We start from the raw sequence: 26,411 nt of genomic DNA, 5'->3' as shown, positions 1-26,411 counted from the left end.
AGATAAAGATGCTTGGCAGGATTGTAGTTGTTGAACAGTTCCAAAGCCGCACGATAAAGTTCACTTGTACTGCTCACTCTCAAATCATCCTTGTAGCCATCTGTAAAGACACACATATTGCAACAGACTTGATTTTTGAATCCAATCGCCAATCTGAACAACTCTGGAACTTTCTTGCTGTATAAGTTCATCTGATTATAAGCCCTCACACCTACGATTGAAAGATTGAGCTTATTTCCCCCAACCGTTTCATAAATGGTAGGAACATCAATGCTGAACGCTGCCCTCTCATAATAAATGGTCTTGTCAGATTCCAATAGTTGGTTGGCTGGCTTGTGGATAGCTTCTGGGATTCTTCCTTTGATAATGTGGCTCACACGAATGTCTGCCTGTTCCACTCTCTCACCACTAAAGAATGACTGTGCTGCATCCTGTATGGTTTCCACAAATGCGGCATGGTTAATGGTAAGTTCATTGTCTTTAGAGAACACAGGAGTAATGCACTCATGTTTCAGATGATGTAAGGTCGCTTCCTGTGTGTTGGCTTCAATGAAACGGTTTACAGGTCTTACAGGTTCGTCCACAATAATTGTAGCTTCTTCTGCGTATTCACCCAAATTCATTCTCTCACGGTTGTTTGCCATAGACGGCATGATAACTAAATTTCTCATAATGATAAATTGTTTAAATGATTATTGATTGAATTAACTCTGAAATTGGCAAAGCCCATGTCGTTTAGGATTGCTCCGTTACGCTTTGGGCTTTACTACAATTCGCTGAATTACATTTAAGCGATATTACAATTAGGCTGTATTACCATTATGTCTGTATTGTGTATCGCTTTAAGAAGTCTATGAATGATGTGAGGTGAATAGTAAAATTTATAAGGATTGAGGGAGTGGGTAGGTGTCTGACCAATCTCATTTTTACTCTGCTTGGTGTGAGGGGGTGTAAAATAGTGGTATGCCCTTCCGCGTATCATTAAAAATATTTGATATTGGATTATTGTTCACCCAAAGCCTCCTTGATGGATTTGATGGTTCGTAACGGCTTTAATTCCTTTATTCCAAGTTGGCGGTAAGCCCTGCCTAAGATTGGATATTCATGTTCTATCTCAATGGCTTGCAAGTCGAATGTCATTGGATTTGCTTTGATTTCACAATATCGTTTGTGTAGTTCTCTGAAAGTTGGCTTTACAATTAATTCCTTGACAAACTTCTCTGGTGCGATATGCCATTTACCTTTAGTAGTTACTATTCCAGATTGGGCATAAGTTTCTCTTAATGATTTGTCTGATTGGTAAACCACAGTAGCAATATAATAGCTGTAAAGCTGTAACTTGGCTACCATATCATTAACGACAAATTTGTTCTCTTGATAAGATAGGTAAGATTCAATCCCAACTTTCTTAATCTCATTAATCTGTTGCTTGGTTGCCGCTTCTGATAGTTTGGTATTATTAAGCATATCAGCCCTTTCTTGTGCTGCCTTTACTTCCTTATCCACAATCTGCTCCATTTCTTCAAATGTTGTGTAATGGTCAGTAGCTTTAGTGTTGAAGATATGGACTACTTTATTTCTAAATGGATTGGACTTGGTTCTGATTCTTCCTACAATTTGAGGTATGTCCATATCAACGCTGACCAATGTGTGCCTGTTCTGAACATTGCTGACAACAAAGCATAATCCTGTTTCAGAATGGAAGTCCACACCCTCAAATGATTTGGAAGTGATAAAGTTGAATTTCTTGGGAGCGTCAGCAGAACTTGATATAGTATATTCTTCTAAGGTTCTTCTATTCTTAGGATTGTCAGCACAGATAATTCTATAATCATCCTCTGTTAATTGCGTCTGTTTAAGTATGGCTTTGATTTCAGTAACGCTGTTGATGAAGAAGTATGCTTCCTTGCTCTCAATGCCGTTCACATTCAGACTGCTTTTAGCTTGGTAGGTTTTGATGAACTTGGCTGCTACCATATAAGGCTTGTCTGTATGGTAAGGATAAACAGTAATATCGTCTGTTGTATTCCAATTAGCGATGTACTCTGGTATATCATTGAATATTGCTGGCTTCAAATTGTTTGGAATAGGGGTAGCAGACAAGAAGCAATAGGATTTGAACTCTTTAAAGTGAGCCAACACCCCATTGATAGCCTTATCTCTGAATGAGTATTGTTTAAGGAAATTGTGATATTCGTCAATCGTCAGTTTAAAGCCTTTAGGATTGATAAACTCCATCAGCTTGTCTATCTTGTCATAAGTGCAGATAATCTTCTTTACTCCAACAGAAGATAGGTAGTCCTTTAATTTCTTCTTTAGCTCTAAGGTGAAATTCCCATATAAGCCAAACAGGTTATTAACAACAGGACTTAATCCTGCTCTGCGCTCATGTTTCTTCCAGAACTTCACATTGCCTTCTGCATCTTTAATTGGATAGCATTTGTTCTCAATCAGTTCAGTCGTTGGAACAGCGATAATGTAATTCTCACTATTAGTAAGTGCTATGGTCGTAGCACCGCAACCTGTCTTGACCTTATTAAAGATGCAGTTTGTAGGGAAGTCATCCATGATAAGGAATCCATCTTTCTCTTGAATATCTAACTTGGTAATCATATATTGTTGGCTTTTAAAAATCTGTTAGCTGTAACCCCAATTATAGAATCTTATATATGTATAAAGTCTCTAAAAGAGGTAAATTGAGGTAGTTCTATAGGGCTGAAATGCCCAACCCTAAAATTTAGAGTAGAGAAGCCCACCTGTCACATGGGCTGTCTGAAAGGTCATTCCTTCACTTGTCCTGCCAATTTAGCCAGAGCTTCCTTGTAAGATTTTGCTTCCATGCTCTGACCTGCGATTGGGGTGAAGTACTTATTCCAATTCTCTTTATTGATATGGTTGATAGTGTTTACAACCACTTCTATATCATTACATTCAGTAAAGAATGCTTTCAATCCTGCTCCAAAACGTCCAGTAAACCTATCATTAGAGATGAAGCTGTTAGATTCTAATGCCGCTAAGATTCTATCTCCCTTATCTTGTGTGTCTTGGCTGATTTGGACTTTACTAAAGTCAGAGAGTTTTTTATATCCTTGTTGGATTGACTTGATTTGTGCTGCTGTCAGATTAGATGTTCCAAGAGTATAAACGTTGAAAAGGAATGCAGGAATATAGCCTTCTTTCCTTTTATTAAGGATATAGTCTGCATTAGTATCTCCTGTTGAAATATTGGAAGCATAAAAATCATCATTAGACCATTTCCTGCCATTGTTACGTATTGATATGTAAGCCAATATATCCATATTCTCTTTAGAGAGTTTTACTGGCTGATAAGTAGCTGTAACATCTTTCAATTCATCAAACATGAGGGCTATTGTTCTATGCTGACCATCGCCACAAACACCGTCGTACTTGTCATAGTCTGCTTCCTGTACTTCAACCATTTTAATCTCGAAATTGCTGATAGTAGCAGAGCCCTCTCCTTTCTTGCGAGCAATAGTAGGTTTGTACAACTTTCTACCGCCTAATTTATCCTTAGCTTCTTCCATTGGGAAGTATTCAATAGGCATTGTTTCAATGAATCCCCATGCCTTAATCTTGTTGTAAGATTCAACTACGTTAGAATTGTCAATTTTAGTGCGGTTACCTTCGATGAACAATAAATTTAAGTTCTTCATGTCTTTGGGGCTTTCAGTGATTAGTCTGCGGCAACGTGCCTGCCAGCTTTCTGAAAGCGATGCAAAGATATGTCTCTTAAATAGGGTATGTAAGAGTAAGTTTTATTAATCTAAAGTTTCTCTGCTGAATATCATTAAGTTAGCATTCGATTGAGTGTAATATTGAAGTCTTTGAAAGCCCTCATCAAGCTGTCAAATGTAATGTTATTGTCTTTAGTGCAGACATATGCAGGGTCTCCTGTGAGCAATTTGCAGAGATATAAGGTGCATAGGGCTAAGTCTCTTTCTGCTTGTACAAATTTTACATCCTCTGGCTTCTTTACTTTGATGGGAAGATAATCCAGCAATGTCTTGACTAAAGAATATTGGATAGTGCGCTCTCGTACTCTTTTATTCTCTCGCTCCACAAGATAGTGTGAAACCTGTTCATGGGAAGAATAAAATTCAAGTATAGAGTGAATGAATAGGGAGTTCTCGAACTCGAAGTTCTTGCCATCTACTTTGATATTCATTTTTAATTTGGCATTGGGCTGTTCCTCTAAGATGGAGAGAATGTTGTTTACCCTGTTAATCCCTGTGGTTATTTGGTTCTCGCTCCACACTTTGATGATGTGGTATAAGAATGCTATGAACTCAAAGGTTGGTTTGGGTTGTAACTCCAATTTGTTGATAGCCTCTTGTATCAGTGTGAAATTATAGAACTCATCTTCTGTAAATGGCAGCTCCTTTAAATATGTATTGCGACTACGATAGTATGCGAATGGTGCTTGAAGTGGCTGATAATCGTCTCCATTAAATAGTGGGAAGTTCCTGCAATAGATTCTGATATATTCTATGCTGTCAAGAATAGATGCAACATCTTCCTGCTGATATTCACGTTTGAAATCATTTTCCATGCTTTGCTCCATTTCAGCTAACAAATCTATATCCATTTTGGGGAGAATATTCTGTTCTTCTATATTTGGGTTATCTTCCATAAGTACTTCCTGCTCCAATTCTGCACAAAATTAAAAAATAATCCCCACTTCAATTACTACAAGTGGGGAATTATTAGCTTACTTACCAAACACGTACTTCACAACCTTAGTATTAGCCTTGTTTTCATTTACAAAGTCACGTTCAATATAAATATCTGTCACCTTCATAGAATCATCTATGTGGTTCAAAGCTGCGTGAACAATGTATTTGTCTATGCCTACTTTGTTCAGTGCAATGGTAGCCCAACTATGGCGCGCAGCGTAGTATTCCAAATCATCTACTTCTAATATTGCTCCAATCTCTTTCAACCCAGAATTGATAGCCTTGTTAAAAGTCTTTTCATCCCCATAGAATTGATAGAAGTTGAACAGACGTTTGCCTGTGCTATCTTTGTACTTATCAATAAGAGGTTGCACTATCTTAGGAATATCTACCATCATTTTTGCACCATCCAATCTGCGAGCTTTGGTCTTAGTTCTGTTATAGATAATAGTGTTTCCTCTCATTTCAGTAGCATTGTAAAGGTCTGCTGAATTGATTCCCATAAGACAGAATGAGAGAATAAAACAGTCCTTAGCCAAATTGTAGCGACACGTGGACTTATATCCTTTCTTCATTTCTTTATAAGGCAATTTCCACACCTTTTTAATGATGTCTGCTGGAATGGCTCTCTTACGGGTAGCTTCCTGTTTAGGTATCTTGAAGTCCTCAAAGGGTGAGTTAGGAATAAGAATAAGGTTCTTGTCCTTCTTATTGAACTTGCGTTTAGCTTCATTGAACAGCTTCTTAATGCTTACCAAGTAGAGGGAAAGGGTACGGTTAGAGGTTACACGTTTACACTGATGCATCAGTTTCTTGGTACGTGCATCGCGTTCTCCAATCAAGAATGTTTTGAATTGTTCCAAGAAATCTAAGGTGATAAGATTTATATCCAATTCTTCCTTACCAACAAATCGTACCAAGGCATTGATGGCAGTAGTGTAATTGGGTGCTCCTTTAATAGTAGCAGAAGCTATCCACTCACGACTGAACTTTATAAAGTCAATGGCCTGCTGTTTTTCCTGTTCTCCATTCAAAAATTCAACTATTTCATCCAACGAATAGTGATTACGGTCTAATTGCAGTTTTAAACATTGTTCCCTGTAATAGAGAACAAGCCTGTCTATTTCTCTTTTAATGGGAGTGTCCTCTTTAAATTTGAGGGATTTGGTTAGGTCTTGTTGGGTTACAAACAAGTTAGTGGATAATCGTTTCACCTTGCGGTCTAATGTGAATCTAATCTTGACGTTATATGTTCCGTCAACTTTTAACTCACTCCTTTTAATCTCGGCTTTAATAGTCAGCATATTAGCTCTATTTTAATTAGTCAACAATTAGTCAACATCTGCTTAAAATAGGACTAAATTAACCAAGAGCAACAGAGTTATATCTGGAGGGTCTGCAAACAAAAAAGGCTCTATCTCGTTAGAGATGAGCCTTTTAGTTTGTGGACCAGCCTGGGCTTGAACCAGGGACCTCCAGATTATGAGTCTGTTGCTCTAACCAACTGAGCTACAAGTCCGGTGTATCCTTTCGGGGGATAGCGGGGGCAAAAGTAGTGCTTTCTGTTGAGATATGCAAGAATTTCAATGAAAAAACAAATGGCTTTTCACGGCTTTTGCCCTCAGAATTTATACGTACGCTTCGGATTCTTGGGAAACCAGCCTTTGCGCACCCGCTCTTCCTGCTCGAACACCTCCTTGATGGTCCAGAACGAGGAAAAGGCAAAGACGCCAAGGAGGGAAGCCACAAGGATGTTATTCACGCAAAGAGAGGCAGCGACACCGCCGATGCCAAGCAACAGGAAAATCCACCAGCACCGGGTTCCCCAATAGTATTCGGCCTTCACCACGACGGGGTGGAACAGGCCGATGATGAGGAAGGTGCAGATGCCGATGAAAAGACCTGAGAGATGATATTCGTTCAAGAAGTCCATGGTTGTGGGGTATGATGGGGATTACAAGTTGCGCAACACGCCCCGCCGCAGGGACGAGCCGGACGGGCGGATTGCCAACTTGTAACCGGCCGTCTTATTGTTCAGAACAAATGGGGATTTCTTTCTTGATGCTCTGCTCCAGGGAGATCAGCGTTTCGGTGGCGGTGACCCCCGGAATCTCCTGCATCTTGTTGTTCAGCAGGTCCATCAGATGCTCGTTGTCGCGGGCATATACCTTAGTCAGCATGGTATAGGGGCCTGTGGTGAAGTGGCATTCCACGATTTCGGGAATCTTGTTCAACTCAGCAACCACCGTCTTATACATGGAGCCCTTCTCCAGTTTGATTCCTACGTAAGTGCAGGTTCTGTAGCCCAGAGATTTGGGATTTACATGATAGCCTGAACCGACAATGACACCAAGGTCTATCAGGCGCTGTACGCGTTGGTGGATGGCAGCACGCGACACGCCACAATCGGCAGCTACATCCTTGAAAGGAATACGGGCATTTTGGGAAATGATTTCCAAAATCTGTCGGTCAAGATTGTCTATTTTTTCCATAACTGTAAATATGTAAAGTTCTTATTGCTCATCAAAAAGTAAGCAAATATAGAGCTTTATTTTAATTCATCTATGCAAAAGGAGGAAAAAAATGTGATAATGCGATAATGTGGTAGGGTGATAATGTGGTAGAGTGGTAGGGTGATAATGTGATAGGGTGATAATGTGGTAATGCCATCTTCTACCACTTTATCACCCTATCGCCCTATCACTTTGTAAGTAGGATCACTTTTCGATTCCGAGCAATTCCACTTCGAATATCAGGGTGGAGAAAGGCTTGATCTGGCCGCCGGTCTCTCTTGCACCGTAGGCAAGGTCGTAGGGGATGTAGAGTTCCCACTTAGAGCCTACAGGCATCATGGTCAGGGCTTCGGTCCAGCCCTTGATTACCTGGTTGGCATGGAAGGTGGCGGGTTGCGGGTTGCCGTCTTTGTCCTTGCGCTTGTAAGAGCTGTCGAACTCGGTGCCGTCGATCAGCGTACCTTTGTAGTGCACCTTCACCTTGCAGGTGTCGGCGGGGATTTCACCTTTTCCTTCGGTGATGACTTTGTATTGCAGGCCGCTTTCGGTAGTCACCACGCCTTCTTTGGTCTTGTTTTCGGCAAGGAACTTCTCACCGGCTTCTTTGTTGTCGGCATACTTGGCGGCAGTGGCTTTCTCTTTGATGGCGTCCATCTGGGTGCGCATAACCTCTTGTGCCTTGGCCATATCCATGGCGCCACCCTTGCCTATCACGCCTGCCACGAAGCCTGCCAGCATGTTTTCGCGGCTCAGGGTCTGTGTGGAGTCACCGCCGAAAATCTGTTGGTTGAAGCCTTCGACCCACTGCTTGCTCACCATCTGGCCGATTTGCAGACCTGCCATGTAGGCCACGTCCTTGTCGTCGATTTTGGAAGCGCCTTCGTTGAAGCCTTTCAGGAATTCAACCATCTGCGTAGAGTCGATGCCCTGCTGTGCAAGGTATTGGTCCAATCCCTCCGTACGTGCCATACCGATGGCATAAGACAATGAGTCGATGTCCGTTTTCAGGTTTGCTTTCGGACTTTGCGCCGTGCAGGATGCCAGGCCGGCAGCTACTGCAAGCGTCATAAGAAATGTTGCTTTTTTCATTTTGCTTTTATTTTTTATGTTGAATGTTCTTTGGTTTGAGGGAGTTATCGGGAGTTAGAAGGAGTTGCCACTCCGCTACGCTCCGTTTGAGAGTTAAAGCCGACAGTCCTACTAATGATTGGCGATCAATGATTAATAGAAGTATCGGCTTTAACTCCTGATAACTTCTCCTTATTATACGATTTTCAGCAGTTCCACTTCGAAGACGAGGGTGCTGTGGGGCGGAATCATCTCGCCCGCGCCTTGTGCGCCGTAGCCCAGGTCGCTGGGGATGAAGAGTTTCCACTTGGCGCCTTCGGGCATCAGCTGGAGCGCCTCTACCCAACCCGGAATCACCTGGTTCACGCCGAAGGTGGCGGGTTGTCCGCGCTTGATGGAGCTGTCGAACAGGGTGCCGTCGATCAGCGTGCCTTCGTAGTGGCACTGCACGCGGTCGGTCGCCTTGGCGTAGCGGCCGCCTGTGTTTCCTTCGGTGATTACCTCGTACTGAAGTCCGCTGGGCAGTGTGATGACGCCCGGGCGTTTCTTGTTCTCTTCGAGAAACTTCCGGCCTGCCTCGATGTTGGCGGCGTTCATCTTCTCCTCCATTTCGGCGAAGTACTTGTTCACTATGTCGCGGGCTTCGGTGTGGCTGATGGCCGTCTGGTTGCCCTCCAATACGTCTTTGATTGCTTGCGCGAAGTCGTCCACTTCGATTCCCTTGGCGCCCATACTTAACAGATTCTGGCCTATTCCAAGGCCGATAGCGTAGCTGAATTTATCCATAATCATTGTAGTTGTCGGCAGGAAAAGGGTTTCTTTTCCAACCTGTTGCAAATTAATGAGTGGCAAAAGTACAGCTTTTATTTGAATGAAGCGGCTTTATGGCATTTAATTTTTCTTATTTAGGACTCAACTTCAACATTCTGCGTATATTTGCAGGGGATAACTCCCTCCTGAAAAACAAACAGCTTATGAAAAACTTAGTCATCCTATCGGGCGCGGGAATGAGCGCCGAAAGCGGTATCAGCACCTTCCGCGACGCGGGCGGATTGTGGGACAAGTATCCGGTGGAACTGGTGGCGACCCCCGAAGGGTATGCGCGCGACCCCGAACTGGTCATCAACTTCTACAACGAACGCCGCCGCCAACTGCTCGACGTGCAGCCGAACGCGGGACACACGGGGCTTGCCGAACTGGAACGGGACTTCAACGTGACCGTCATCACGCAAAACGTGGACAACCTGCACGAACGGGCAGGCAGCACACACGTCGTCCACCTGCACGGCGAGCTGACAAAGGTCTGCTCCAGCTACGACCCCAACAACCCGCGCTTCATCAAGGAGCTGGAGCCCGAAGCCTATGAGGTGAAGATGGGCGACAAGGCAGGCGACGGCTCGCAGCTGCGCCCGTTCATCGTCTGGTTCGGCGAGGCGGTGCCGCAGATAGAGAACGCCATCGGATATGTGGAGAAGGCGGACATCTTCGTGATTATCGGCACCTCGCTGAACGTATATCCCGCCGCCGGACTGCTGCACTACGCCCCCCGCACGGCGGAAGTCTATCTGATAGACCCCAAACCGGTGGACGCGCACTCCGCGAGACCGATACACGTCATCCGCAAGGGAGCGTCCGAAGGGGTGGCGGAACTGAAAGAAAGGCTGCGGCATGCGTAGAAGCGGCGGCCTGCGACGGAGACAGCAATCGAGGCCGGTAGCAAGAACTGATAAACACAAAAGCGTGTGCCTTTATTGTTTTGGCACACGCTTTTTCTCTCTCCCTCTTACGGGTTCATCGCCTTCACTCCGAACACACCGGCCACGGTGGTGATGACGGTTACGATGACTTTCAGGATGCTTTTCCAGGTTTCTTTCTTGATTTTCATGTTGATTTAGTCTTTAGTTTAGTTGTTTTTTGTGTACGATGTCCGCGGTCGGAATTTCCCGGCCCGATCAGCCCAACGGGTTATCGCCCGGGTCTTCGCCGCCGCCTGTGCCGCCCGTGTTGCCGCCGCCGGAGGCTGCCGACTCCTTGCTGTAGGGCACGCACTTCACGCCCGTAATCAGCGCGCGGGTGGCTACGGTGCCGTCCTGGTTCTTGGTGAAGGCGGGGATGAAGCGTATATGCAACCTTGCCTGCGAAGGGCTGACCTCGCCGGCGGTAGCCGCCCCCCTGCCCCGCGAGCGCATCACAAGGCTGAACGTTCCAAGACCGTCGAGCGTCACCGACTCCGAAGCGTGGAGATGCTTGGTCATCACGGTCACCAGGTTGTCTATCGTGTTCTTCACGTCACCCGTGGTGAGAGACGAATACTCGGCAATCTCTTTGGCAAGCTGCACGCTGCTTATCGTGGCGACGTGTACGGCACGCGGATGAAACAGCTTCACACCCTCTTTGTTCTCTTTCGTCGATTGAATAGTTTTGTAAAGTACTGGCATAATCTTGTAAAGTTTTTAATAGTTAATAATAATGTTTCGTTTTTGTGTCTTAAGCTTAATGACAATGCAAAGATACCACTTGTTTTGAAAACGAAATAACGATTTTGGCAAAAGCGTTACACAAAATGAAAATTATCGTCACTACCTTTTCATCGCCAGAAGGCGACACCTATCGGAACATATACAACGCATTCATTTTCAATGCAGGGAGGTGTGCCAATACGAAAAGGAACCTACATAATAGTATAATGATATAGTAATTTAGGCACGGATTACATGGATTTACACGGTTTTCTTCTTGATTAATCCGTGTAATTCCGTGCCTAAAATCAGAACCGCATGCAAGCAGCAACCAGGTTTTCGGACAACCTCCCCCCCAATCATAAATCATAAATCTGAAATCACAAATCTGCCCCCCTGCACAGGCTCAGCAAGTAGCGCCCCGGCTGCCGTATCTTCCCGTGGCTTTCCCGGAGGGCGGAGAATCCCTTCCAGAGGGGATGCCCGATGACTCCGAAGTTGCTCTTGAGGAGGATGGCATACTGCTCGTGCGGCGGGATGCGGAACTGGCGCATGTTGAGCAGCAGCCCGTCCGGATTTCGCCTCTTGCCGTCGCGGGGCAGTGTCAGCGACTCTATTTTCCGAAGATACTCCTCCTCCGCGGACGCTCCGGCCTCGCCTTCCGTTCCACCGGTTCCGGGGGAACTCAAGAGGGGGTTTTCTGTGCTTTGCTTTGATGTGCTTTGCTTTTGTATGCTTTGTGTACCCGAAGCCCCGTTTTCGATGTTTTCAGATTGAAATGTTGCAGCTATGCCCTTTTCTGCTGCAATTACGGCCCCGTCGCATACGCCGCCGGAAGCCACGCTCTCCGCCACCTCTTTCAGCACAGCCGCCTTGTCCGGACCGGCATCTCCCGCGGGAGCCTCCTTCGGCAACAGATTATAACGCTCGTCCAGCGACGAAGCCACGCGGCGCTTCGTGATGAAGAAGTATTGCCGCTGGATATCCACCGAAGTCAGGATGCCATACTCACCGAAGAGGCGGGCGTCGAAGAAGCCATACTCCACGGCAAGGCGGATGATGCGCTCCACATCGGCCGGCTCCTGCTGGTAGAGGTTGTCGGCCAAATCGTCGTAAAACAGGGCATCGGCGGCAACGTAGTAGCCCTCGCCCGAATAGATGCAACAAAGCGTCTGGATTAATACGGAAAGCGAAGCGTCGCCCTCCCGTTTCATGATGCGACGCACCAGACGGTCGTGCAGGAAGTCTGTGTTCATGGGGAAGTAGTCGAGTCCCCGTTTCTTGATTCTGGACATAAGTTTTAAGGATTAGAGATTTAGAAAGAAAAACACGGAGACACAGAGACACGGAGGAGGGGGGGGGGAAAGATTTATAATTTATAATCTATGATTCAAAACTCTGTGTCTCCGTGTCTCTGTGTTTAAAAATAGCTGTGTTTAAAAATATCCGTGTTTAGAAATCTTCTTCATAGCGCCTCCGGCGTTTGCGGAGCACGCTTTCGCGGACGGTCTGCAAGGCTTTCCGGAGAAGGTACATGCGGACGGACTCTTGTTCGATTTCCGTAATCACGGGATAGCTGCGACGGGGGCTCTCCCCCTTCACAGAGCATTTCGCGGCTTTGCGCCGGATGCGGTTGTCCGCCTTGCGGCACTCCTTGCAGCAGCGATCGGGCTTTTGCAAGCGCCCCTTCAGGTAGAAAGCGCAGAGGGGCAACAGGCGATGGCAGCAGGAGCATCGCCGGAGGGGCTGACAGGGACTTGCGTCTGTCGGGTCAGAAGCAAGTCCCTGAGCGGTCAGACACTTGTGTTTGTCAGGTTGGACACTTGTGTTTGTCGGATTGGATGCAGGCTCGAAGCCTTCTTGTTGGATGTTTTTCATGATTCTTTTCTTTTATTGTTTGCGATTATAAAACAAAACCTCTATTTTTGTCCCCACAAAGATAATGCTGTTTTTAATTATAAAACAAGCGATTTGAGAGATTAATGTTAGAATTTTTACTAATCGGCTGTAAATAAGCGAACCACACGTTCCGAAAAATTTACATTCCGAAAAAAAGAAGAGCAACAAGAACCGTAAACCAAAACAAGGAAGATATGAAAAATGAGAGTGACAAGGTGTTTAGCGCCGCCGAAATCATGAAACGCGCCAAACGGATGAGAAACTATAAGACCGACAGCGAGCTTGCCGCCTATTTGGGCATCTCGCGCTCCACCCTGAGCAACTGGACGGCACGCAACAGCATCGACTTCCCCCTGGTGTTGGGCAAGTTTGCCGACGTGGACTACAACTGGCTGCTGACGGGCAAGGGCTCGCCCGTGCATCAAGAGAAATTTTGCGACAGCGACCTGATTCAGGGCGAAGTGGAGATACTTCACAATCCGAAAACAGCCGACCCCGTGGCCAACCGAAGCGTGCCCCTCTACAACCTATCCGCCGCCGCCAACCTGAAGACGATGCTCGAAGAGGGCCCGCAATATGAACTGGACAAAATCATGATTCCCGACATCCCCCGCTGCGACGGCGCCATCTACGTGACGGGCGACTCGATGTACCCCATCCTCAAGTCGGGCGACATCGTGGGATTCAAGTCCATACAGAGCTTCAGCGAGGTGTGCTACGGCGAGATATACCTCGTATCCTTCTTGCGCGGAGGCGACGAATACCTGGCGGTGAAGTACGTCAACCAATCGGACCGGCCCGACTGCCTCCGCCTGGTGAGCTACAACCCGCACCACGAACCGATGGACATCCCCCTCGCCTCCATCAACACGATGGCGATTGTGAAGTTCTCGATAAGGAAGTATCTGACGATGTAAGAACACGGAGACACAGAGGCACGGAGGTTCTTTTTTTGAGAGCCGGAGGGGGCGGAGGGTGTTCGCGGCGACGCGGCGGCTCCGTGGCTCTGTGTCCGGCTTTGGAAGTTTGTTTGCTGCCGGACTATGAAATCGTTTGCTGGTAAACTACGAAATCGTTTGCTGGTAACAAATAAAATCGTATATTTGCGACAACAAACTCTCTACAAGATGATTAGACAAGAAGAAATATCCGCCGTGCTCGATGCGCAGACCGAAATATTCCGTAAGAAGGAGAATGGGCTGACGCGCGAGGCACTCTCCTCAGTACCCGTAATCCCTTCGTTCGCCACCATCATTACGGGCATTCGCCGTTGCGGAAAGAGCACCCTTCTGCGGCAACTGATGTCATCGCAGGAATACCACCGGGCGCTCTACCTGAACTTCGAGGATATCCGCCTCGCCGGCTTCGCCACAGACGACTTCAACCGCCTGCTGCGCGAAATAGAGCGGCGGGAAATGTCCGTACTCTTCTTCGACGAGATACAGACCGTCCCGCGATGGGAAATCTTCGTCCACCAACTGCTCAACGAGGGATACACCCTGTTCGTCACAGGCTCCAACGCCTCCCTGTTGAGCAAGGAGCTGGGCACACACCTCACGGGACGGCACATCCCGATGGAACTGTTCCCCTTCTCCTACCCCGAATACCTCTCCTTCAAACGGCTGACGGCCAACGAGGAGTCGCTCGCCGACTACCTGCGCACGGGCGGCATACCCGAATACGTGAAGCACCCGAACGGCATCATCCTGAACACGCTGATAGACGACATCCTGATACGCGACATCGCCGTGCGGAACTCCCTCAAGGACGTGAACTCGCTGCGGGCTTTGGCGGTATATCTGCTGTCGAATGTGGGAAACTTAGTGTCGGCAAGCAAGCTGGCGGGAATGTTCGGCATCAAAGCCACCTCCACCTTTCTGGAGTATTTCTCTTTCTATCAATCCGCCTATCTGCTGGAGTTCGTCCCCATCTTCAACTACTCGCTGAAGGTGCAGGCACGCAACCCCAAAAAGGTCTATGCCATTGATTTGGGGCTGGTGAACGAGGCTTCAGCCGGCTTCACTGACAACGCGGGCCACAAACTGGAAAACCTGGTCTATCTGCACCTGCGGCGGCAAGGAGACAGCATCTGCTATTATAAAGGACAAGGAGAATGCGACTTCATCGCCAGCCGCAAGGGAAAGGTGCACAGCGCCATACAGGTATGCCACCAAATCAACGAGCAGAATTTCACCCGCGAATACAACGGGCTGTCAGAGGCAATGGATGCGCTGAACCTGACAGAAGGCATCATCGTCACCCTCAACCAGACAGACAGCTTCGAAGATAACGGAAAGGTTGTCAGGATGATACCGGCTTATCGGTTCCTGTCGGAGTGATTCTTGAAGAAACCATCCGAACCGTTTCGAATGAAAAAGAGAATAATATCATAATATGATTCGGGCACGGATTCCACCGATTCTCACGTCTTTTTCCTTTTCCCTTATCCGTGAAAGTCGGTGTAATCCGTGCCCGATTTACACCACTATAACTATCAATTATCAATTGCCCATTGTCAATTGATTCCGAACGCTTCCTTCACCTTCTCCACATAGTCCAGCTTCTCCCATGTGAAGAGTTCCACCTCTACGTCCTTGTCGCCTTCGTAGCGGCTGCGGAAACGTTTGGTGACTACCTGCGGTTCGCGTCCCATGTGTCCGTAGGCTGCGGTCTCCTGATAGATGGGGTTGCGCAACTTCAGGCGGTCTTCAATGGCTTTGGGGCGGAGGTCGAACAGCTCGTCAATCTTGCGGGCGATTTCGCCGTCGCTCATGTTGACGCGGCTGCGTCCGTAAGTATCGACAAAGATGTTGATGGGTCGCGCCACACCGATGGCATAGCTCACCTGCACCAGCATCTCGTCGGCCACGCCTGCGGCAACGAGGTTCTTGGCGATGTGGCGTGCGGCGTAGGCGGCGCTGCGGTCCACCTTCGAGGGGTCTTTGCCGGAGAAGGCGCCGCCACCGTGGGCACCCTTGCCGCCGTAGGTATCGACAATGATTTTGCGTCCGGTCAGACCGGTGTCGCCGTGCGGGCCGCCGATGACGAACTTGCCCGTGGGGTTGACGTGGTATTTGATGCCGTCGTTGAACAGCGCCAGCACCTTTTCGGCATGGATGGAGGCAACGACGCGGGGCATCAGAATCTCGATGACATCGCGGCGGATTTGCGCCAGCATCTCTTCATCTGCCTTGAGCTGTGCGGCTTCGCTGTCGTCGGCAGGACGGATGAAGTCGTCGTGTTGGGTGGAGACCACGATGGTGTCGATGCGCACAGGCGTGCCGTTGTCGTCATATTCGATGGTCACCTGGCTTTTGGCGTCGGGACGGAGGTAGGTCATCACCCGGCCTTCGCGGCGGATGTCGGCCAGCACCAGCAGGATGCGGTGCGCCAGGTCGAGGGAGAGAGGCATATAGTTCTCCGTCTCGTTGGTGGCATAGCCGAACATCATGCCCTGGTCGCCTGCGCCCTGCTCCATGGGGTCCTGGCGCTCCACGCCTCGGTTGATGTCGGGGCTTTGCTCGTGGATGGCGCTCAGCACGCCGCACGAGTTGCTTTCGAACATATACTCGCCTTTCGTATAGCCTATCTTCTTGATAACTTCGCGTGCGATGAGCGGCATGTCAACGTAGGCTTTGGTTTTCACTTCACCGGCCAGCACTACCTGCCCGGTAGTAACCAGCGTTTCGCAAGCTACTTTCGAACTGGGGTCGTAAGCCAGCAGTTTGTCAAGCACAGCGTCCGATATTTGGTCGGCCACTTTGTCGGGGTGTCCCTCAGACACCGATTCGGATGTGAATAAATATCCCATTTTAAATTGAGAATTAAAAATTAAAAAATAAGGAGACAAGAGGGAATGCAATGAGTAGATACAGCGCGTCGGGCGGTGCGCCCGATAAAGAAAAGGATGTGTTTTAGCATTTTTTTCCGTGGTTGCAAGCTACTCAAATCTTTCCACTTCTCATTTTCGGCCGCAAAGATAGAGAGTTTTTCCTTAACCTGTAGCGCAAAGGGAGGAGATTAACACGGATTCACAGCTCATTTCATTCCATTCGGGCAGAATTTGCTACTTTTGCACAAACTTAATTCTTAAATTGATGATGAAAAGACTGATTCTGCTATGCCTGCTTCTGCCGGCATTCCTCTTTGGAAAAGCGCAAGAAAAGAAAGAATTCACCGTGTTGCAATGGAACATCTGGCAGGAAGGGACGGTGGTGCCCGGAGGCTACGACGCCATCGTCAGCGAGATTGTCCGCCTGAAGCCCGACTTCGTCACCTTCAGCGAAGTGCGCAACTACCACAACACCCGCTTCTGCGACCGCATCGTGCAGTCGCTCAAAGAACGGGGCGAAACCTACCACTCCTTCTACAGCTACGACACCGGGCTGCTGAGCCGCTACCCCATCACCGACTCGCTGACCGTCTTCCCCGAAAAGGACGACCACGGCAGCATCTACAAGCTGACCAGCCACATCCACGGGCACAAGATAGCCGTCTATACCGCCCACCTGGACTACCTGAGCGACGCCTACTACAACGTGCGCGGCTACGACGGCTCCACCTGGAAGGAGATTCCCATCCCGCAAACCGTGCGCGAGGTGCTGGAGGTGAACGACGCCTCCCTGCGCGACGATGCCATCCGCGACTTCATCACCGCCGCCCGACAGGACATCGAGGAGGGAACCATCGTCATCTTGGGCGGAGACTTCAACGAGCCGTCGCACCTCGACTGGACGCGTGAGACCAAAGACCTCTACGACCACAACGGCCTCATCATCCCCTGGACCGTCCCCCTGCTGCTGGACAACGCCGGCTTCATCGACACCTACCGCACGTGCTATCCCAACGTGCTGACCCACCCCGGCTTCACCTTCCCCGCCGACAACCCGCTCATCCCGACCGGGAAGCTGACCTGGGCACCGAAGTCGGACGAGCGCGACCGCATCGACTACGTGTTCTACCACCCCCACCCCGCCCTCAAGCTGAAAGATGCCATCATCTTCGGCCCGAAGGGAAGCATCGTCAAGAACCAACGGGTGGAAGAGACCTCGGAAGACAAGTTCCTGCTGCCCGAAGGGGTATGGCCGACAGACCACAAAGGAGTGCTGGTGACGTTTGAAATAGAGAAATAAGTAAGAATTTTAAAGGAGTTATCGGGAGTTATTCGGGAGTTAAAAGGAGTTAGAGGCCAATACTCCGACTTGTGCAAGCAGGACTATCGGCGTTATCGGGAGTTATTCGGGAGTTAAAAGGAGTTAGAGGCCAATACTCCGACTTGTGCAAGCAGGACTATCGGCGTTATCGGGAGTTATTCGGGAGTTAAAAGGAGTTAGAGGCCAATACTCCGACTTGTGCAAGCAGGACTATCGGCCTCTAACTCCCGAATAACTCCCGATAACTCCCGATAACTCCTTCTAAAAACAGCCCGCCACCTCCGGCGCAATCTCCGCCAACGGACGCATCACGAAGTCGCGCTCCCGCATCAGCGGATGGGGAAGTTTCAGTTCGGGAGTATCCCACACGATGGAAGTGCCGTCGTCGGCAAAGGCAAGCAGCAGGTCGATGTCTATCACGCGGTCGCCATACACGCCGTTGACAGACTTGCGGGTACGCCCCATCTCGCGCTCAATCTGCTGCGTGACTGCCAGCACCTCCATAGGAAGAAGGGTGGTCTCTACCGCCAGCGCGGCATTCAGAAAGCTGTTTTCGGAAGCGAATCCCCACGGGGCGGTGGCATAAAAAGCGGACAGGGAAACAACTTCTCCTACCTGCTCTTCTATCTTGCGGACGGCGGTACGGAGGTTCTGCTCCTTATCGCCGAGGTTGGTTCCGAGGCTGAAGTAAATGGTCATTTTATAGGGAGTTATTCGGGAGTTGGAAGGAGTTAGAAGGGGGTATTCGGAAGTTAGAGGCCGATAGTTTTGCTGACACAAGCAAACTATTGGCCTCTAACTCCTTTTAACTCTTGATGGCTCCTTCAGAAGAAAGAATTATCTGTCCGTAATCAGCATCGCATCTCCATACGTTCCGAAGCGGTAGCCCTCTTTCAGCGCCACGTCGTAGGCGTTCATCACCTGCTCGTAGCCGCCGAAAGCAGCCACAATCATCAGCAATGTGGAGAGCGGCATGTGGAAGTTGGACACCATCGCGTTGGCAACGGTGAAGTCGTAGGGCGGGAAGATGAACTTGTTGGTCCATCCTTCGTACATCTTCAGGTGACCGTCGGTGCTGACGGTGCTTTCGATGGCACGCATCACGGTGGTTCCCACGGCGCAAACCTGCTTGTTCAGGTCTTTGGCGTGGTTCACGATGCTCACAGCCTTCTCGTCCACAATCATCTGTTCGGAGTCGGTCTTGTGCTTGGTGAGGTCTTCCACATCTATCTCGCGGAAGTTGCCCAATCCGGCGTGCAGCGTGATGTAGGCGAAGTCGATGCCCTTGATTTCCATGCGCTTCATCAGCTCGCGGCTGAAGTGCAGGCTGGCGGTGGGAGCGGTCACGGCACCCTCGTTGCGGGCAAAGATGGACTGGAATCTATCGGCATCATCCGGCTCCACGGGGCGGTTGATGATGCTGTGGGGCAGCGGCGTTTCGCCCAAGGCATAGAGTGCCCGCTTGAACTCGTCGTGCGGACCGTCGTAGAGGAAGCGGAGCGTACGTCCGCGCGAAGTGGTGTTGTCTATCACTTCAGCCACCATCGAATCGTCGTCGCCGAAGTAGAGCTTGTTGCCGATGCGGATTTTACGCGCAGGGTCCACCAGCACGTCCCACAGGCGAAGCTCTTCGTTCAGCTCGCGCAGCAGGAACACTTCGATGCGGGCACCTGTCTTCTCCTTGTTGCCGTAAAGGCGGGCGGGAAACACTTTGGTGTCGTTGAAGATAAACACGTCCTTGTCGTCGAAATACTCCAGGATTTCCTTGAACATCTTGTGCTCTATCTCACCAGTCTTGCGGTGCAGCACCATCAGGCGCGATTCATCTCTGTACTTCGCGGGATGCAAAGCAATCTTCTCTTCGGGAAGCTTGAATTTAAATTGCGACAGTTTCATATCTTTGGATTTAAATATATTGTTCACTTATTTCCTGCGCATCTATCCACTCCTTGAACTCGAGCGGATTCAGGCAGTCTTCGATGCGGACATCGCCCACACGCGTGCGCTCCAGGGCGATGAGATGGGCACCGCTGTCCAGCGCCTCGCCGATGTCACGTGCCAGGGCACGGATGTAGGTGCCCTTGCTGCACACCACGCGCACCTTGATGTCGGGCAGGTTGCATTCCAGCAACTCTATCTCGTCGATGACGAGCAGTTTGGGCTTCAGCTCCACCTCCTCGCCCCGACGGGCAAGGTCGTAGGCGCGTTTTCCGTTCACCATGCAGGCGGAAAATGCGGGGGGAACCTGCTGTATCTCGCCCACAAACTTCTTCAACGTCTCTTCCACCAACCGACGGGTGATGTGCTCTGTGGGATAGGTGGCGTCTATCTCATGCTCCAGGTCGTAGGAAGGGGTGGTGGCACCCAGCCGGATGGTGGCGACATACTCCTTCGTGTGATACTGGAACTCCTCGATCCGTTTGGTAGCCTTGCCCGTGCAGACAATCATCACGCCCGTGGCAAGGGGGTCGAGCGTTCCGGCATGCCCCACTTTCAGCTTCTTCACGCCTATCCGCCGGCAGATGTGGTAGCGTGCGTGTCCCACTACCTTGAACGATGTCCAGCCCAGCGGCTTGTTGAAATAAAGTACTTCTCCTTCTTTAAAATCCATAGAGCCTCTCCCCTAACCCCTCCCTCGTAGGGAGGAAGATAAAAACAGTATCACTTAAGAGTTTCTTATAATATCAATGTCAATATACCGGCTATCGCACAATAGATGGCGAAATATATCAGCTTGCCTCTCTTCACGATGCTTATCATCCACTTGCAGGCAAGGCAGCCTGAGACAAAGGCGGCAAGGAAACCTATCACTAACGAGAGCGTGGGGATGTCTCCCGCAATGGCTTCGCCCTTCATCATCTTCACCCCGTCGAGCAGGGCTTCGCCCAAGATGGGCGGTATCACCATCAGAAACGAGAACTGAGCCAACCGTGCCTTGTCGCATCCCAGCAGCAGCCCCGTGGCGATGGTGCTGCCCGAGCGCGAAAGCCCCGGAAGCACCGCGCAAGCCTGCGCCAATCCGATGACGAACGCGTCTTTCAGGCCGATGCTCTCCTTCTGCCTCGGCTTATAATAATAGGAGAAAGCCAGCAGCAGGGCGGTCAGCAGCAGACTGCAGCCCACGACGAGCAGCCCCGAGCCGAAGATGGCCTCCACCTTGTCCTTGAAGAACACGCCCACGATGCCGATGGGTATCATCGAAACCAGGATGTTGAGCACATAGCGCGTCTCGTCGTTCATCCGGAACTTGAACAGTCCCTTGAAAATCCAGTCTATCTCCTTCCACAAGATGACCAGCGTGCTGAGCACGGTGGCCACGTGCACCACTATCGTAAAGGTAAGATTCTCCTCTCCCTCAATGCCGAACAATGCCGAACCAATGGCCAGATGCCCGCTGCTGCTCACAGGCAAGTATTCGGTCAGTCCTTGTATAAGCCCAAGGATAAGCGCTTCAAACCATTCCATATCGATATGTTTTTTTTGAGTTGACGAGTTATCAACTCATCAACTCGTCCACTTGTCAACTAATTTCCTTTCGGCTTCCTCAACACCGCATATATCATAAACACAAAGCCCAGCAGGCAGACTACCGGAGCCACCTTGACGCGACGTGCGCTGAAGATGTCCGGCTCGAAGTGGTCCGGCGTAGAGACAGGACCCGTCATCAGCAGAAAGCCGATGATAACCACCGCCATACCTACGGCAAGCAGTATGAAGTTAATCTTATCAAAAGCGAATTTCTCTTTATTCAACATATTAATCATTTTAGATTTATGACCTCAACTTTATAATCAATAAACTATAGGAATATAAACCTTTAACACCTCCATCATTCCCTTCCCCCTCCCTACGGGGGGACCGGGGGAGAGGCTCCTCCTATATATGGTACAGCGTCCCCGCCTTCATCCTCAGATACTTGTTGATGGAGAGCAGGGCACACAGCCACGTAATCAGCACACCGAACACCAATACAGAGACGGAGACCACCAGCATCACGTCGGACGTGATGACCTCCACCAAATCGGGCTCGTAAGAGACCAGCCACCAGGCAGCCCCCCACAGGATGGCGTCGGCCACCACCGCCGCCGTCACCCCAATCCAGAAGTTGCGGCGCAAGAACGGCCGGCGGATAAAGCTCCAGCTCGCCCCCACCAGCTTCATCGTGTGGATGAGGAAGCGTTTGGAATATATGGCCAGCCGGATGGTGTTGTTTATCAGCGCAAACGAGATGAACGCCAGTATCACGGCAAGCCCCAGCAGGAGCAGGCTGATGTTTCGTATGTTCTCGTTCACGGCATCTATCAGCTCCTTCTGGTAGAGCACCTCCTGGATGTTGGTGTTCTTCTTGATCAGCTTCTCTATCCGGGCGATGCTGTCCGAATTGGCGTAGTCCGAACGCAGCTTTATCTCGATGGAGGCGGTGAAGGGATTGTAGCCGAGAAACTCTTGCGGGTCCGTGCCCATCGCCTCCGTCTGCTCGCGGAGCGCCTGCTTTTTTGAGATGTATTCCGACTGCTTCACGAACGGCTCCTTATCCAGCTTCTTCTGGAGTTTCAGGATGTCCGCCTCCTTCATGTCGTCGCTGATGAGCACGGAGAAGCTGATGTTCTCTTTGACATAGACCGAAAGATTGTGGGCCGTCAGCACAAAAAACACCACCAGCCCCAGCAACAGCAGCACCAGCGCCGTGCTGATGCCCGAAGTGACGAACTGCATATCGAAACCGGAGACCGAATTGTTTTTTGACTTCATCCTTTTTCTAGTTGATAGTTGACAATTGTTAGTTGATAGTTAGTAGTTGATAGTTGACAATTGATAGTTGACAGGTAGTAAGTGATAATGATTCTCATCCTCTAAACTATCAATTATCAACTACTAACTATCAACTATCAATTGCTAACTATCAACTACCAATTGCTTCTTTCTGAACACGTAAATCATCGAGCTGCTGCGGTCTTTCCTAACCAATGCGCTGAACCACGCCAGCGTGCCCGTCAGCATCCCCCGCAGGAAGGCGCACGTATGACGCATGTTCTTCTCCGTCAGCATGGAGACGTAGAAGGCATCGAAGGGCATGGGATATCGCTCCGCCAGTATGAACCCGTGCTTGGCTCCGAAACGCTGGATGGTGTCCGGCGTGAAGTGCCACAAGTGGCGGGGCACATCGTAGGCCGCCCAATAGGCGCCATACTTCCGGGCATCGAAGGACAAGCAGTTGGGCACCGCCACAATCAGCACGCCCTTGTCGGTGAGCAGGGAGCGCAGGGTTTCCCACGTCTCGTTGATAGGCTCCAGATGCTCCAGCACGTGCCACAGGGTGATGACGTCGAAGCTGCCGGGCGCCAGCTCTTTCAAGGCCTCCGAAGGCTTCACGTCCAGGCCGAAACGCTCTTTGGCGAAGGCCCGTGCCTGCCCGCTCTTCTCCACGGCTTCCACCTGCCAGCCCCGCCGGCGCATGGTGTCGGCAAAATAGCCCGTACCCGTGCCCAAATCCAGCAGACGGCCCTCTTTGCGGCGCGACTCACGCTCCACCAGCCGTGCCTTGCGGCCCAACATATAGGTGCGCACCCTGTGATAGACGGAGTTCATCACCCCCTTCCGGGTATCGCTGTGTGAAATGTAATCGGGAGTCTCGTAGTAGCGCCCTATTTCGGCCTCCACGGGAACACCTTGCGTGAAGAGGAACCCGCAGTCCCTGCAACGGCACAAGTGGAACATTTCGCCCGAAGCGTAATGATCGACGCACGTCAGGGCACGCTCCAAATGCGTCGCGCCGCACAACGGACAAGAGGTTATAGTAAGTTTATTCATCGGACGTTCTAACCAACACGGCCGTGCGGCCTGCACCTTACAGCCCGCACTACACCTGAATTTGGTGCAAAATAACAAATAAAAAGTGGGTTATGCGGTTTTCATTAAGGAGATTTAACCTGTAAGCGGGGCGCACCGACAGATAAGCCGGCTACACGCCCAACACGATGCTGGCGTCGATGTTCAGCTTCCGGCTTATCTCGCGCGCCACCTTCAAGGTGGGCTCGCACTTGCCGGAGAGGTATTCGCTGACGCGCGAAGGGCTGACGTTCAGCAGTTCGGAAAGCGACTTCTGATTAAGCCCCATTTCGTACATGCGGAGTTTGAGAATATCCATAAGCGTAGGTTCTCCCAAAGCGAAATGTTCTTCTGAATAATCCGCCACCAGATTGGAGAGCAATTCCAGTTCGATGCTGTTCGGGTCGTCCAAAGGCGTATCGTCTTTCACCAAAGGAAGAAGTTCCTCCACTCTGTTGACCGCCCATTCATACTGTGCCTGATTTTCTATCTTCGTCATAATCCTAAATATTAGCGCAATCTATCTTGTCATATTCTGCATGAGTACCGATGAAGCGGATATATACAAATCGTACGGTAAACTTAATCACCACCACCAATCGGTAATTATTTCCCTTGATATTGAAGACATAGTGCTGATTGCCCACATTGCCAACGCTGTTGAAAGCCTGCTTGACATCGGCAAAGCAAGTCCACTTGCTTTTCTTCACAACGGAAGCCCACTCTTGCAATGCGGCTTTGGAATTGGGATGGCTCTCCGCACATTCTTTCAATGCTTGTTCGGTAAATATTCTCATTGCCATCCGATTATTGTGTCACAAAGATAGAAATACAATTCCATAATTCAAAAAAATGTTCCAATATTTGAAACCAAAACCGAAAAATCAGGAAAGATTCACTTGAAACGTAGGCCTACGGGCATGGAATCGCTGAAATCGCATCGAAAAACACCCTTTTCTCAAACACTTGCTTCTGAGCCGACAGACACAAGTGTCTGTCAGCTTGAACACAAGTGTCTGTCGGCTCAGAAGCAAGTGTCTGTCAAAGGCATGAATAAGGGGTTAACTCCTTCAACTCCTTTATCCCTATACTTCCTCCCCCTTCAGCGTCGCCGAACTGGATTCGGTAATCTTCACCCGGACGAAGTCGCCCACGCGGTGTGTGCCACGGTCGAATACCACCACGCGGTTCTGCTCCGTGCGGCCGAAGAGCTGGTCGCGGCTGCGTTTGGAGACTCCCTCCACCAGCACCTCGTAGGTCCGTCCCACGCAGCGGGCGTTCGCTTCGGCGGAAAGACGGTTCTGGAGGGCGATGATTTCGTTCAGGCGGCGTATCTTCACCTCTTCGGGCACGTCGTCGGGCAGGCGTTTGGAGGCGTACGTGCCGGGGCGTTCGGAATACTTGAACATGAAGGCGGCGTCGTAGCCGCACTCCTCCATCAGCGAGAGAGACATCCGATGGTCTTCCTCCGTCTCGCTGTGGAAGCCGGAGAAGATGTCGGTGGAGAGGCCGCAATCGGGGATGATGCGGCGGATGGCGGCGACGCGCTCCAGATACCATTCGCGGTCGTACTTGCGGTTCATCAGCTTCAGGATGCGGCTGCTTCCGCTCTGCACGGGCAGGTGGATGTGCTTGCAGACGTTGGGCACGTCGGCAATGACCCGGAGCGTCTCGTCGCTCATATCCTTCGGGTGCGACGTGGTGAAGCGGACACGCATGGCGGGCACCGCCTCCGCCACCGTGCGGAGCAGCACGGGGAAGGTGACCACCTCGCCGTCGGGCCGCTCAAAGCGGTAGGAGTTGACGTTCTGTCCCAACAGGGTGACTTCCTTGTAGCCCTTCGCCGCCAGGTCGGCCACTTCGCTCAAGATGCTCTCCACGTCGCGGCTCCGCTCACGTCCGCGGGTATAGGGCACGATGCAGTAGGTGCAGAAATTGTTGCAGCCGCGCATGATGGAGACGAATCCTGAGATGTGGTTGCCGCAGATGCGCGAGGGGATGATGTCGCGGTAGGTTTCGGTGGTGGAAAGCTCCACGTTGATGGCCTTTTCGCCCGCCTCGACCGACGCTATCAGTTCGGGCAGGGAGAGGTAGGCGTCGGGACCCGCCACCAGATCGACGTGGTGGTTGGCGATGAGGTCGTCCTTCACACGCTCTGCCATGCAGCCCAACACGCCCACAATCAGGCCGCGCCGCTTCTTCTTCAGCGAATGGAAGAACTCCAGGCGGTTCAGGATTTTCTGCTCCGCATTGTCGCGGATGGAGCAGGTGTTCAAGAACACCGCGTCCGCCTCGTCCAGCGTTTCGGCCACGGAGTAGCCCGCCATCCGCATCACGGAGGCAATCACTTCACTGTCTGCCACATTCATCTGGCAGCCGTAGGTTTCGATGAACAACTTCTTGTTGCCATCGGCAGTTGCAGATTTAAAGTCTGCTCCTGTTGCTTTTTCCATAATCAAATTCGTTTTTAAATGAGTTTCCGGTTTGTCCCGGGCGGATCCTTGCCGGCCGAAACACGTTGCAAATATACTTCTTCCCTGCCAATTCGGGACGAAATAGCGTGGAAAAATAGCTCTTTGGATTGATTGTCTGAGTTTTACTACTAATTAATGTTAACCGATCGAACATTTTCCAGGCCTCCGCTTGAGATTCTTGAAATAAATCTCCATTTTTGTAGAATGAAAGAAACATTAGATTTTTTCATAGTTAAGGTTTAGGTTAAGCTCAAAAAGGATAGCTGTGAAGCTGTCCTTTTTTTATGCCCGATTCTTGCCTATATCAAATTAATTTGACTAA

Annotated in this window: 28 protein-coding genes and 1 tRNA gene; 4 read left to right on the top strand and 25 right to left on the bottom strand. The window is 50.0% G+C overall.

Annotation, left to right across the window (positions count from 1 at the left end; translation table 11 throughout):
* From K2G43_RS06005 to K2G43_RS05960, 10 genes are all read right to left on the bottom strand, one after another.
* A partial coding sequence (locus K2G43_RS06005) for a DUF3871 family protein (protein ID WP_300153507.1) occupies positions 1 to 671 on the bottom strand: 671 nt, incomplete at its 3' end.
* 331 nt (positions 672 to 1,002) lie between these two features.
* Positions 1,003 to 2,613, bottom strand: a complete 1,611-nt coding sequence (locus K2G43_RS06000; RefSeq protein WP_300153505.1) for a hypothetical protein — start codon at positions 2,611 to 2,613, stop codon at positions 1,003 to 1,005.
* Positions 2,614 to 2,780: 167 nt separating this feature from the next.
* Positions 2,781 to 3,674: a hypothetical protein gene (locus K2G43_RS05995; RefSeq protein WP_297644272.1), complete on the bottom strand. Its 894-nt coding sequence runs from the start codon at positions 3,672 to 3,674 to the stop codon at positions 2,781 to 2,783.
* Between the two features lie 134 nt (positions 3,675 to 3,808).
* Positions 3,809 to 4,651 carry a hypothetical protein gene (locus K2G43_RS05990; protein WP_297644271.1) on the bottom strand — a complete coding sequence of 281 codons (843 nt, stop codon included), beginning with the start codon at positions 4,649 to 4,651 and terminating at the stop codon, positions 3,809 to 3,811.
* A gap of 78 nt (positions 4,652 to 4,729) precedes the next feature.
* Positions 4,730 to 5,998: a phage integrase SAM-like domain-containing protein gene (locus tag K2G43_RS05985; protein WP_297644270.1), complete on the bottom strand. Its 1,269-nt coding sequence runs from the start codon at positions 5,996 to 5,998 to the stop codon at positions 4,730 to 4,732.
* 141 nt (positions 5,999 to 6,139) lie between these two features.
* Positions 6,140 to 6,213: transfer RNA gene (locus tag K2G43_RS05980), tRNA-Ile, on the bottom strand.
* Positions 6,214 to 6,315: 102 nt separating this feature from the next.
* Positions 6,316 to 6,627, bottom strand: a complete 312-nt coding sequence (locus K2G43_RS05975; RefSeq protein WP_297644269.1) for a DUF4491 family protein — start codon at positions 6,625 to 6,627, stop codon at positions 6,316 to 6,318.
* 94 nt (positions 6,628 to 6,721) lie between these two features.
* Positions 6,722 to 7,186 (bottom strand): Lrp/AsnC ligand binding domain-containing protein, encoded by a 465-nt coding sequence (locus K2G43_RS05970; RefSeq protein ID WP_297644268.1) that lies wholly within the window; start codon positions 7,184 to 7,186, stop codon positions 6,722 to 6,724.
* 225 nt (positions 7,187 to 7,411) lie between these two features.
* Entirely contained in the window at positions 7,412 to 8,296 is an 885-nt protein-coding gene (locus tag K2G43_RS05965; protein WP_300153501.1) for an FKBP-type peptidyl-prolyl cis-trans isomerase, read from the bottom strand.
* Positions 8,297 to 8,470: 174 nt separating this feature from the next.
* Positions 8,471 to 9,067 carry an FKBP-type peptidyl-prolyl cis-trans isomerase gene (locus K2G43_RS05960; RefSeq protein WP_297644266.1) on the bottom strand — a complete coding sequence of 199 codons (597 nt, stop codon included), beginning with the start codon at positions 9,065 to 9,067 and terminating at the stop codon, positions 8,471 to 8,473.
* A gap of 182 nt (positions 9,068 to 9,249) precedes the next feature.
* Here K2G43_RS05960 and K2G43_RS05955 point away from each other — a divergent pair, with 182 nt between their 5' ends.
* Positions 9,250 to 9,951, top strand: a complete 702-nt coding sequence (locus tag K2G43_RS05955) for an NAD-dependent deacylase (protein WP_297644265.1) — start codon at positions 9,250 to 9,252, stop codon at positions 9,949 to 9,951.
* A gap of 107 nt (positions 9,952 to 10,058) precedes the next feature.
* Here the strand turns inward: K2G43_RS05955 and K2G43_RS05950 are convergent, their stop codons facing one another.
* The 4 genes from K2G43_RS05950 to K2G43_RS05935 form a co-directional block, all read right to left on the bottom strand.
* On the bottom strand, positions 10,059 to 10,160 hold the full coding sequence (locus K2G43_RS05950) for a smalltalk protein (protein WP_297644264.1): 102 nt from the start codon (positions 10,158 to 10,160) through the stop codon (positions 10,059 to 10,061).
* A gap of 67 nt (positions 10,161 to 10,227) precedes the next feature.
* On the bottom strand, positions 10,228 to 10,713 hold the full coding sequence (locus tag K2G43_RS05945; protein WP_297644263.1) for an HU family DNA-binding protein: 486 nt from the start codon (positions 10,711 to 10,713) through the stop codon (positions 10,228 to 10,230).
* Between the two features lie 401 nt (positions 10,714 to 11,114).
* Complete coding sequence (locus K2G43_RS05940) at positions 11,115 to 12,029, bottom strand: DUF4373 domain-containing protein (RefSeq protein WP_300153498.1); 915 nt, start codon at positions 12,027 to 12,029, stop codon at positions 11,115 to 11,117.
* A gap of 157 nt (positions 12,030 to 12,186) precedes the next feature.
* A complete protein-coding gene (locus K2G43_RS05935) occupies positions 12,187 to 12,612 on the bottom strand; it encodes a hypothetical protein (RefSeq protein WP_297644798.1) in 426 nt (141 codons plus the stop codon).
* A gap of 215 nt (positions 12,613 to 12,827) precedes the next feature.
* Here K2G43_RS05935 and K2G43_RS05930 point away from each other — a divergent pair, with 215 nt between their 5' ends.
* Positions 12,828 to 13,550 carry a S24 family peptidase gene (locus K2G43_RS05930; protein WP_297644797.1) on the top strand — a complete coding sequence of 241 codons (723 nt, stop codon included), beginning with the start codon at positions 12,828 to 12,830 and terminating at the stop codon, positions 13,548 to 13,550.
* 210 nt (positions 13,551 to 13,760) lie between these two features.
* On the top strand, positions 13,761 to 14,972 hold the full coding sequence (locus K2G43_RS05925) for an ATP-binding protein (protein WP_297644795.1): 1,212 nt from the start codon (positions 13,761 to 13,763) through the stop codon (positions 14,970 to 14,972).
* A gap of 176 nt (positions 14,973 to 15,148) precedes the next feature.
* Here the strand turns inward: K2G43_RS05925 and metK are convergent, their stop codons facing one another.
* Positions 15,149 to 16,444 carry a methionine adenosyltransferase gene (metK, locus tag K2G43_RS05920; protein WP_297644794.1) on the bottom strand — a complete coding sequence of 432 codons (1,296 nt, stop codon included), beginning with the start codon at positions 16,442 to 16,444 and terminating at the stop codon, positions 15,149 to 15,151.
* 289 nt (positions 16,445 to 16,733) lie between these two features.
* Between metK and K2G43_RS05915 the strand changes: the two genes are divergently transcribed.
* Positions 16,734 to 17,765 (top strand): endonuclease/exonuclease/phosphatase family protein, encoded by a 1,032-nt coding sequence (locus K2G43_RS05915; RefSeq protein ID WP_297644800.1) that lies wholly within the window; start codon positions 16,734 to 16,736, stop codon positions 17,763 to 17,765.
* Positions 17,766 to 18,047: 282 nt separating this feature from the next.
* On the opposite strand, the gene folK is transcribed toward K2G43_RS05915, so the two are convergent.
* The 10 genes from folK to miaB form a co-directional block, all read right to left on the bottom strand.
* Positions 18,048 to 18,485, bottom strand: coding sequence for a 2-amino-4-hydroxy-6-hydroxymethyldihydropteridine diphosphokinase (gene folK / locus K2G43_RS05910; RefSeq protein WP_300153495.1), 438 nt, complete (start codon positions 18,483 to 18,485; stop codon positions 18,048 to 18,050).
* Between the two features lie 138 nt (positions 18,486 to 18,623).
* Positions 18,624 to 19,682, bottom strand: a complete 1,059-nt coding sequence (queA, locus tag K2G43_RS05905; protein WP_297645365.1) for a tRNA preQ1(34) S-adenosylmethionine ribosyltransferase-isomerase QueA — start codon at positions 19,680 to 19,682, stop codon at positions 18,624 to 18,626.
* 10 nt (positions 19,683 to 19,692) lie between these two features.
* On the bottom strand, positions 19,693 to 20,397 hold the full coding sequence (truB, locus tag K2G43_RS05900) for a tRNA pseudouridine(55) synthase TruB (RefSeq protein WP_297645362.1): 705 nt from the start codon (positions 20,395 to 20,397) through the stop codon (positions 19,693 to 19,695).
* Between the two features lie 65 nt (positions 20,398 to 20,462).
* A complete protein-coding gene (locus tag K2G43_RS05895; protein WP_300153492.1) occupies positions 20,463 to 21,251 on the bottom strand; it encodes an undecaprenyl-diphosphate phosphatase in 789 nt (262 codons plus the stop codon).
* A 59-nt stretch (positions 21,252 to 21,310) separates the two neighbouring features.
* Complete coding sequence (locus tag K2G43_RS05890) at positions 21,311 to 21,538, bottom strand: DUF3098 domain-containing protein (protein WP_297645372.1); 228 nt, start codon at positions 21,536 to 21,538, stop codon at positions 21,311 to 21,313.
* Between the two features lie 124 nt (positions 21,539 to 21,662).
* Positions 21,663 to 22,538, bottom strand: coding sequence for a permease-like cell division protein FtsX (locus K2G43_RS05885; RefSeq protein ID WP_300153489.1), 876 nt, complete (start codon positions 22,536 to 22,538; stop codon positions 21,663 to 21,665).
* A gap of 144 nt (positions 22,539 to 22,682) precedes the next feature.
* Complete coding sequence (locus tag K2G43_RS05880; RefSeq protein WP_297642476.1) at positions 22,683 to 23,597, bottom strand: class I SAM-dependent methyltransferase; 915 nt, start codon at positions 23,595 to 23,597, stop codon at positions 22,683 to 22,685.
* Between the two features lie 151 nt (positions 23,598 to 23,748).
* Entirely contained in the window at positions 23,749 to 24,114 is a 366-nt protein-coding gene (locus K2G43_RS05875; protein WP_297642478.1) for a helix-turn-helix domain-containing protein, read from the bottom strand.
* A gap of 4 nt (positions 24,115 to 24,118) precedes the next feature.
* Positions 24,119 to 24,412, bottom strand: coding sequence for a type II toxin-antitoxin system HigB family toxin (locus K2G43_RS05870; RefSeq protein ID WP_297642480.1), 294 nt, complete (start codon positions 24,410 to 24,412; stop codon positions 24,119 to 24,121).
* Between the two features lie 288 nt (positions 24,413 to 24,700).
* The gene (miaB, locus tag K2G43_RS05865) at positions 24,701 to 26,068 is read right to left on the bottom strand and encodes a tRNA (N6-isopentenyl adenosine(37)-C2)-methylthiotransferase MiaB (protein ID WP_297642483.1); all 1,368 of its coding nucleotides are present in this window, start codon (positions 26,066 to 26,068) and stop codon (positions 24,701 to 24,703) included.
* Positions 26,069 to 26,411: the final 343 nt, after the last annotated feature.

It is taken from the genome of Bacteroides sp. (assembly GCF_029057325.1).
Classification (GTDB): Bacteria; Bacteroidota; Bacteroidia; order Bacteroidales; family Bacteroidaceae; genus Bacteroides.
This window is presented reverse-complemented; position numbering and strand designations above follow the sequence as displayed.

Coding starts and splice junctions, on each gene's coding strand:
- K2G43_RS06000 (WP_300153505.1), bottom strand. CDS start 2,613: ATGATTACCAAGTTAGATATTCAAGAGAAAGATGGATTCCTTATCATG.
- K2G43_RS05995 (WP_297644272.1), bottom strand. CDS start 3,674: ATGAAGAACTTAAATTTATTGTTCATCGAAGGTAACCGCACTAAAATT.
- K2G43_RS05990 (WP_297644271.1), bottom strand. CDS start 4,651: ATGGAAGATAACCCAAATATAGAAGAACAGAATATTCTCCCCAAAATG.
- K2G43_RS05985 (WP_297644270.1), bottom strand. CDS start 5,998: ATGCTGACTATTAAAGCCGAGATTAAAAGGAGTGAGTTAAAAGTTGAC.
- K2G43_RS05975 (WP_297644269.1), bottom strand. CDS start 6,627: ATGGACTTCTTGAACGAATATCATCTCTCAGGTCTTTTCATCGGCATC.
- K2G43_RS05970 (WP_297644268.1), bottom strand. CDS start 7,186: ATGGAAAAAATAGACAATCTTGACCGACAGATTTTGGAAATCATTTCC.
- K2G43_RS05965 (WP_300153501.1), bottom strand. CDS start 8,296: ATGAAAAAAGCAACATTTCTTATGACGCTTGCAGTAGCTGCCGGCCTG.
- K2G43_RS05960 (WP_297644266.1), bottom strand. CDS start 9,067: ATGATTATGGATAAATTCAGCTACGCTATCGGCCTTGGAATAGGCCAG.
- K2G43_RS05955 (WP_297644265.1), top strand. CDS start 9,250: ATGAAAAACTTAGTCATCCTATCGGGCGCGGGAATGAGCGCCGAAAGC.
- K2G43_RS05950 (WP_297644264.1), bottom strand. CDS start 10,160: ATGAAAATCAAGAAAGAAACCTGGAAAAGCATCCTGAAAGTCATCGTA.
- K2G43_RS05945 (WP_297644263.1), bottom strand. CDS start 10,713: ATGCCAGTACTTTACAAAACTATTCAATCGACGAAAGAGAACAAAGAG.
- K2G43_RS05940 (WP_300153498.1), bottom strand. CDS start 12,029: ATGTCCAGAATCAAGAAACGGGGACTCGACTACTTCCCCATGAACACA.
- K2G43_RS05935 (WP_297644798.1), bottom strand. CDS start 12,612: ATGAAAAACATCCAACAAGAAGGCTTCGAGCCTGCATCCAATCCGACA.
- K2G43_RS05930 (WP_297644797.1), top strand. CDS start 12,828: ATGAAAAATGAGAGTGACAAGGTGTTTAGCGCCGCCGAAATCATGAAA.
- K2G43_RS05925 (WP_297644795.1), top strand. CDS start 13,761: ATGATTAGACAAGAAGAAATATCCGCCGTGCTCGATGCGCAGACCGAA.
- metK (WP_297644794.1), bottom strand. CDS start 16,444: ATGGGATATTTATTCACATCCGAATCGGTGTCTGAGGGACACCCCGAC.
- K2G43_RS05915 (WP_297644800.1), top strand. CDS start 16,734: ATGAAAAGACTGATTCTGCTATGCCTGCTTCTGCCGGCATTCCTCTTT.
- folK (WP_300153495.1), bottom strand. CDS start 18,485: ATGACCATTTACTTCAGCCTCGGAACCAACCTCGGCGATAAGGAGCAG.
- queA (WP_297645365.1), bottom strand. CDS start 19,682: ATGAAACTGTCGCAATTTAAATTCAAGCTTCCCGAAGAGAAGATTGCT.
- truB (WP_297645362.1), bottom strand. CDS start 20,397: ATGGATTTTAAAGAAGGAGAAGTACTTTATTTCAACAAGCCGCTGGGC.
- K2G43_RS05895 (WP_300153492.1), bottom strand. CDS start 21,251: ATGGAATGGTTTGAAGCGCTTATCCTTGGGCTTATACAAGGACTGACC.
- K2G43_RS05885 (WP_300153489.1), bottom strand. CDS start 22,538: ATGAAGTCAAAAAACAATTCGGTCTCCGGTTTCGATATGCAGTTCGTC.
- K2G43_RS05880 (WP_297642476.1), bottom strand. CDS start 23,597: ATGAATAAACTTACTATAACCTCTTGTCCGTTGTGCGGCGCGACGCAT.
- K2G43_RS05875 (WP_297642478.1), bottom strand. CDS start 24,114: ATGACGAAGATAGAAAATCAGGCACAGTATGAATGGGCGGTCAACAGA.
- K2G43_RS05870 (WP_297642480.1), bottom strand. CDS start 24,412: ATGAGAATATTTACCGAACAAGCATTGAAAGAATGTGCGGAGAGCCAT.
- miaB (WP_297642483.1), bottom strand. CDS start 26,068: ATGGAAAAAGCAACAGGAGCAGACTTTAAATCTGCAACTGCCGATGGC.